The sequence below is a fragment of the Cohnella massiliensis genome (genome assembly GCF_900169535.1).
Taxonomy (GTDB): Bacteria; Bacillota; Bacilli; order Paenibacillales; family Paenibacillaceae; genus Cohnella; species Cohnella algarum.
Genome location: NZ_LT821249.1, coordinates 1 through 4888 on the forward strand (window position 1 = coordinate 1; position 4888 = coordinate 4888).

Here is a 4888-nt window from a genome sequence, read left to right on the forward strand (position 1 = left end):
CCGACGCGCTCGAACCCTTCATGCCATGGTCGCACGAGCTACCGGCTGAGTGCCGATTAAGTAAAAAGTAACTACAGATTAGTCGAACTGAGCTCCCGCCGCTAGGTGGGGGCTATTTGACGCTTACACTTAATTGGATGACCTCGCTCTTATGCAAAATGCGATCCAAGACCGCAGTCGTAATCGCTTGGTCTCCCAGCAGCTCACCCCAATCCTCCGGCCCCTTATTCGAGGTAAGGATGATGGAGGTTTGTCCGTAAAGTTTATTTACAAATTGGAAGAACCAATTTGCCTCATTGCGGTCCATCGCCATAAACATCAGATCATCCAGAATGACCAAATCAGAGTTATAAATACGCCGGAGTCTGTATTGTGAGGATCGGGAAATCTCTTGTGTCTTCAGCAGTTTGATCAAGTGATCCATCGGCACAAAGCTAACCTTGCAGCCGTTATTTAATGCCTCTATCCCCAATCCAATGGCGATGTGTGTTTTGCCGACCCCGGGGGGCCCGAGCAGAATCAGGTTGTAATTCTGCTCAAGCCATAGAAGCTCCCGCAACTGCTGAAATTGGCGTTTACTTAAGGTCGGTTGTTCTTCCAAACGAAATTCATCAAGTGTCTTCACTTCAGGGAATGAAGCCCATTTATACCGCCTGGCCAGTTGTTTCTCTTCCCGGCGGACTAATTCATGACGGAGTAGCCGTTGCAAGAACTCACTGCATGTCCATTGTTGTTCTGCCGCCTCCATCAAGATTTCTTCAACGATTTGGGCTGCCTCTGTAAGGTTGAGCGTCTTCAAGTTTTGTTTCAAGTGCACAATGGTCTCGTTCATGTTCAGCCTCCTCTCAAGATGCGCTGGTAGATCTCTATATCACGAATTTGAGGCTTGGCTTTCCATTTGGTTGGATCTGCTCCACTCAGCTGTTTCACATTGCTGTTACTTGTATCCGGCATCCTCTCTTCGAGAGACTTCGAGAAGTGGATTACCGCATCAGCAAAGTCCACAGCCCTGTATAACCGGTTGTCCACACAGTAACGGAGTGCTTGATCTGCGACTTCTTTCGGCGCCTGATCCAGCATCTTCTGAATGAGTTGGAGTTGGTCCCGGGTATACCGTGGATGGAGCCGCTGAATCTCTTCCAAGTAAGAGAGAGCCAGGTCGGGATTGAGAAATTGACTTCCTACGCTCTCTAAGTAGGCAGCAATGCCTTTCTGGCGATCTCGCCGGTGATTCGTGTTCTGGACAAGCTGGCCTCGTCTCCGTGAGCGTTCATGTTCCGCGATGAGTTCCCCGGTCTCCAAATCATAAATACGCAACATGGATTCATGGGCCCAGATCCCAACTTCTTTCGAAACGCCATCATAAGTCCCGAGAGGAACAGAATACCGACTCCCTTCATACCAGATGGTGTTGTCCTTGCGCACGGTCCTTGTTATACTCGAATCGATAGTTTTTATTTTTTCTTGGACCGGGCGAAGATGTTGTTTTTCGAGAGCAAACACTTCGGTCGGTATTTTTTTGGTCGTATGATGGATAAGCGCATTTCCTGTTCGGTCTAGCCAAGCCAAGCAATCCTCATTTAACTTGTCGACGCTGATAAAGATCCGATGGCGTGCAAAGTTCCGTTTGACGTACTTCACGACGTTTTCGATACGGCCCTTGCTTTCAGGATCTTGTTTCCGGCACATACGAACTTGAAACCCTCGATGCCGGACATAAACCGCAAACTCGTGAGTTAGGATGAGATTGCCGTAATTTTCACTGACGAGCAGCAGATGATCCTGGTCATAGACGATTTCTCTCGTTATGCCACCATAGTAAGCAAAGGCTAACTCATGGGCATCGATCACATCCTTCGTTACATATGGCCGATCTTGCCAATGAACAAATTTCTGCCTGGAGTGGGAGAGAACGAACGTGATGAACCAACACTTGACTAGATTCCCCTGAAGGTTCTTCATCTTCGTTTCCCCGAAGTCCACTTGCATTTGTTCACCCATTGGCGGATCAGGAATGGCTTCATATTGCCTTTGTGACGTCTCTTTCGGGATTCCATACATCTTTCGCAGCATCCGGACGTAGTTTCTTACAGTGCTTCCTCCGACATCAATTTCCGGGTAGTGCTCCTTTAGCCAATCCCATATTTGAGCGGAGGAGAGGTCGGGATACTCTCTTAGCCATTGAATGATGCGTTGTTCATAAGGGTCTAATTTCTTTCTTCGCGTTTCCAGACTCTCCATGAATTGCTTAAACTCATCTGGATTCATTCTCAAGTACTTATACACCGTGTTCCTCGCGATATTCAGTTTTCTGGCAATCTGTGAGACTTTCAATCCTTTGTCCTTCATCTGATGAATGGTGAAATACATATGCCACCTTTCTAAGCGTTTCATACTCTTCCTCACCCATGATGATTATTCTATGATGAATAATAATGACGAGAGGAAGGTGCGTAAAGTGTTCATCACTATTGAGCGATTATTGTGGTCTATATTCTAGCGGTTACATCTCTGAACGTAGAATGTATGGGTTTTCTGCAGGAGTGCGACATGTGAACCAGCTTTTACGGCTAGTTACTAGCCTTCTCAGCGGTAGTACTCCATAGAATCCTCGGCTGTTTCGGCCTTGCAGTACCCAGATTTTAGCCTTTCCTTTCTCTGGGGATCGAACATACTCTCTCATCAATGATCGGAATCCGCGTTTGTACTTTCGTGCAAGCCAATAGCCGAGTTTCCAGAAAACCGTGCGATCTACTTTACCGTATATCGTCGCGGTATGGTCTGTGTATTGATAGAAGTTTGCCCATCCCGCAAGTTGTCGGTTCAGGCTTTCGACCAAATCCATGGTGTTCATACTGAAATTCCCTGACAGTTGCTTGACTAATTTCTCAGTGAAACGGCGGTATTTATCCCAAGGAATAGAGGATACAGGTCGCATTCGTCCTCTGGCTCCACGCTTGCGAATAATTCGATGGCCAAGGAAAGTAAACCCGTCGTTCACATGCGTAATATGCGATTTATCCATATTCAGCGTGAGTTTCAGTCGATCTTCGAGAAATGAACGACATGCTTCTCGCACTTCGTCAGCGTGTGCCTTGGTTCCTTTGACTACCACCACAAAATCGTCAGCGTAACGGCAGTAGGAGATTGCTGGCTTCCATTGCCGATTTTCTCGTATTGCGATAGGACGCTTCTTCTGAATGCCGAAATTCCACGCCCAACGATCCTTCCTTACCTTCTTACTCAGGAATTTCGCTTCCATCCACTGATCGAATTCGTGTAACATAATGTTGGATAGGAGCGGTGAGATGACACCGCCTTGCGGAACTCCCTCACTAGAGGCTCGGAATAATCCGCGATCTATACATCCTGTCTTTAGGATTTTCCATAATAATGCAAGGAAGCGTTGATCAGAGATGCGTTTACGGACTGCCTTCATCAGCAACCGATGATGAACGGTATCAAAGTAGCTGGCCAAATCGCCTTCTATGACCCATCGACCTGCAGTTGCATATGTGCGCTCATTTCCATCCTGTAGTTGCATCTTGATCGTCCGGATGGCATGATGGACGCTTCGCGCAGGTCTGAATCCGTAGGATTGAGGGTGAAAGTCGCTCTCCCAGATTGGTTCCATAACCATTACCATCGCACGCTGCACGATACGATCTCGAAGACAAGGAATACCTAACGGCCTAAGTTTGCCGTTCGCTTTTGGAATATATACGCGCCGCGTAGGTCGCGGGCAGTACGTTCCCGTCATCAATTCATGCCGCAGGTTGTCTAGTTCAAGATCAAGCATTTCTTCCATCTTGCGCTTGTTGATGCCATCTACACCAGGTGTTCGGGCACCACTTGAAGCCAGAGTAATGCTAGCCGCTTCGCTGAGCCAAGTCTTGTTTGCAATAAGTCTTAGGAGTCGGTCGAACTTACGTTCTTTGCTTTCTGTTGCCCATGTCGCCAGTTTGCTTTGCATTTCACTGATTATCAAAGGTCTTCACCTCACTAGGGTCAGTTAATAGGCTAAGCAAACCACTTAAACTGCCTCCCTTCGCCATGTAACCGGCTTTCCCGATCTCGGACTACTACGGAGGCTCCGTCATTCTGCATAGCATCGGGGAACTCACTCCCTTGGCATCCATGCAGACTTTCCCCAGTTCACATGTTGGACTTCACACATGGGTTAGGCTGCCTATCGCAATCTTTATCCTTGCTTTCTGCAAGTCGTCGCGGACATCACGATCTAGCTGTGCACTCCTCATGAATCCCTGTCAGTTAACCTACATGTTTAACCGACATTCGTGAATTCCGTCAATGCGGCTAACGGAAGTTCAGTCCACGTCCTGCCTGTTAAGCGATGTAGGCAGGGGTGACATTTCAACCCTCAGATGCGGTTTAATAGGTTCGTGTTCCTCAACCTTCCCATGCTCAGCCTAGAGACTCATCTTGGCGTAATCGCTTCGCCGCAAGCCCCGTTTCCCACGGACTACGTCACCTCGCCAGTGTCGGCAAGTCACCGCCGCTTCGGCTCACTCCCCCTCACAGCAGGGGGAGGACATGTCTGTAAAAAAAAAAAAAAAAATGAAATCGACATGTATTCCTAACATGCTCAAGTAACTTCGTTCCACTGAGGGAACTTGTTAGCTGGGCGTACTGTACGTGATGTCCGTCACCCATTTTTCATTCGGCTTGCTTGCTGTAAAGTCTTGGTTCAACACATTCTCGTGCACCGGCAGATTATGCTTGGAGTTCGTTGTGGCCTTGTAGGGTCTGTCAATAATTTTGTGTAAACTCTTTTATAGGCATCTCTCCGAAGGGGAGATTAGCCTCCTCAAGGTAAGTGCTGGCCGATCCGGTCCGGAAAGAAGACGGAGAGCTGCAGGAGCATCTG

3 protein-coding genes and 1 pseudogene are annotated in these 4888 nt (G+C 48.0%); all 4 read right to left on the reverse strand.

The genetic code is table 11. From position 1 onward, the window contains the following. Nucleotides 1-112 precede the first annotated feature (112 nt). Nucleotides 113-832: an IS21-like element helper ATPase IstB gene (istB, locus tag B7E11_RS01815; protein ID WP_080831939.1), complete on the reverse strand. Its 720-nt coding sequence runs from the start codon at nt 830-832 to the stop codon at nt 113-115. Between the two features lie 2 nt (nt 833-834). Beyond that, on the reverse strand, nt 835-2394 hold the full coding sequence (gene istA, locus B7E11_RS01820; protein WP_139787038.1) for an IS21 family transposase: 1560 nt from the start codon (nt 2392-2394) through the stop codon (nt 835-837). 109 nt (nt 2395-2503) lie between these two features. After that, the gene (gene ltrA, locus B7E11_RS01825) at nt 2504-3988 is read right to left on the reverse strand and encodes a group II intron reverse transcriptase/maturase (RefSeq protein WP_213084116.1); all 1485 of its coding nucleotides are present in this window, start codon (nt 3986-3988) and stop codon (nt 2504-2506) included. 664 nt (nt 3989-4652) lie between these two features. Next, nucleotides 4653-4769 (reverse strand): annotated as a pseudogene (locus tag B7E11_RS28715) (IS3 family transposase); the annotation flags it as partial. Nucleotides 4770-4888 lie beyond the last annotated feature (119 nt).

Excerpts from the sequence above, each read along its gene's own strand:
- istB (WP_080831939.1), bottom strand. The coding sequence starts at position 832 with ATGAACGAGACCATTGTGCACTTGAAACAAAACTTGAAGACGCTCAAC.
- istA (WP_139787038.1), bottom strand. The coding sequence starts at position 2,394 with ATGAAACGCTTAGAAAGGTGGCATATGTATTTCACCATTCATCAGATG.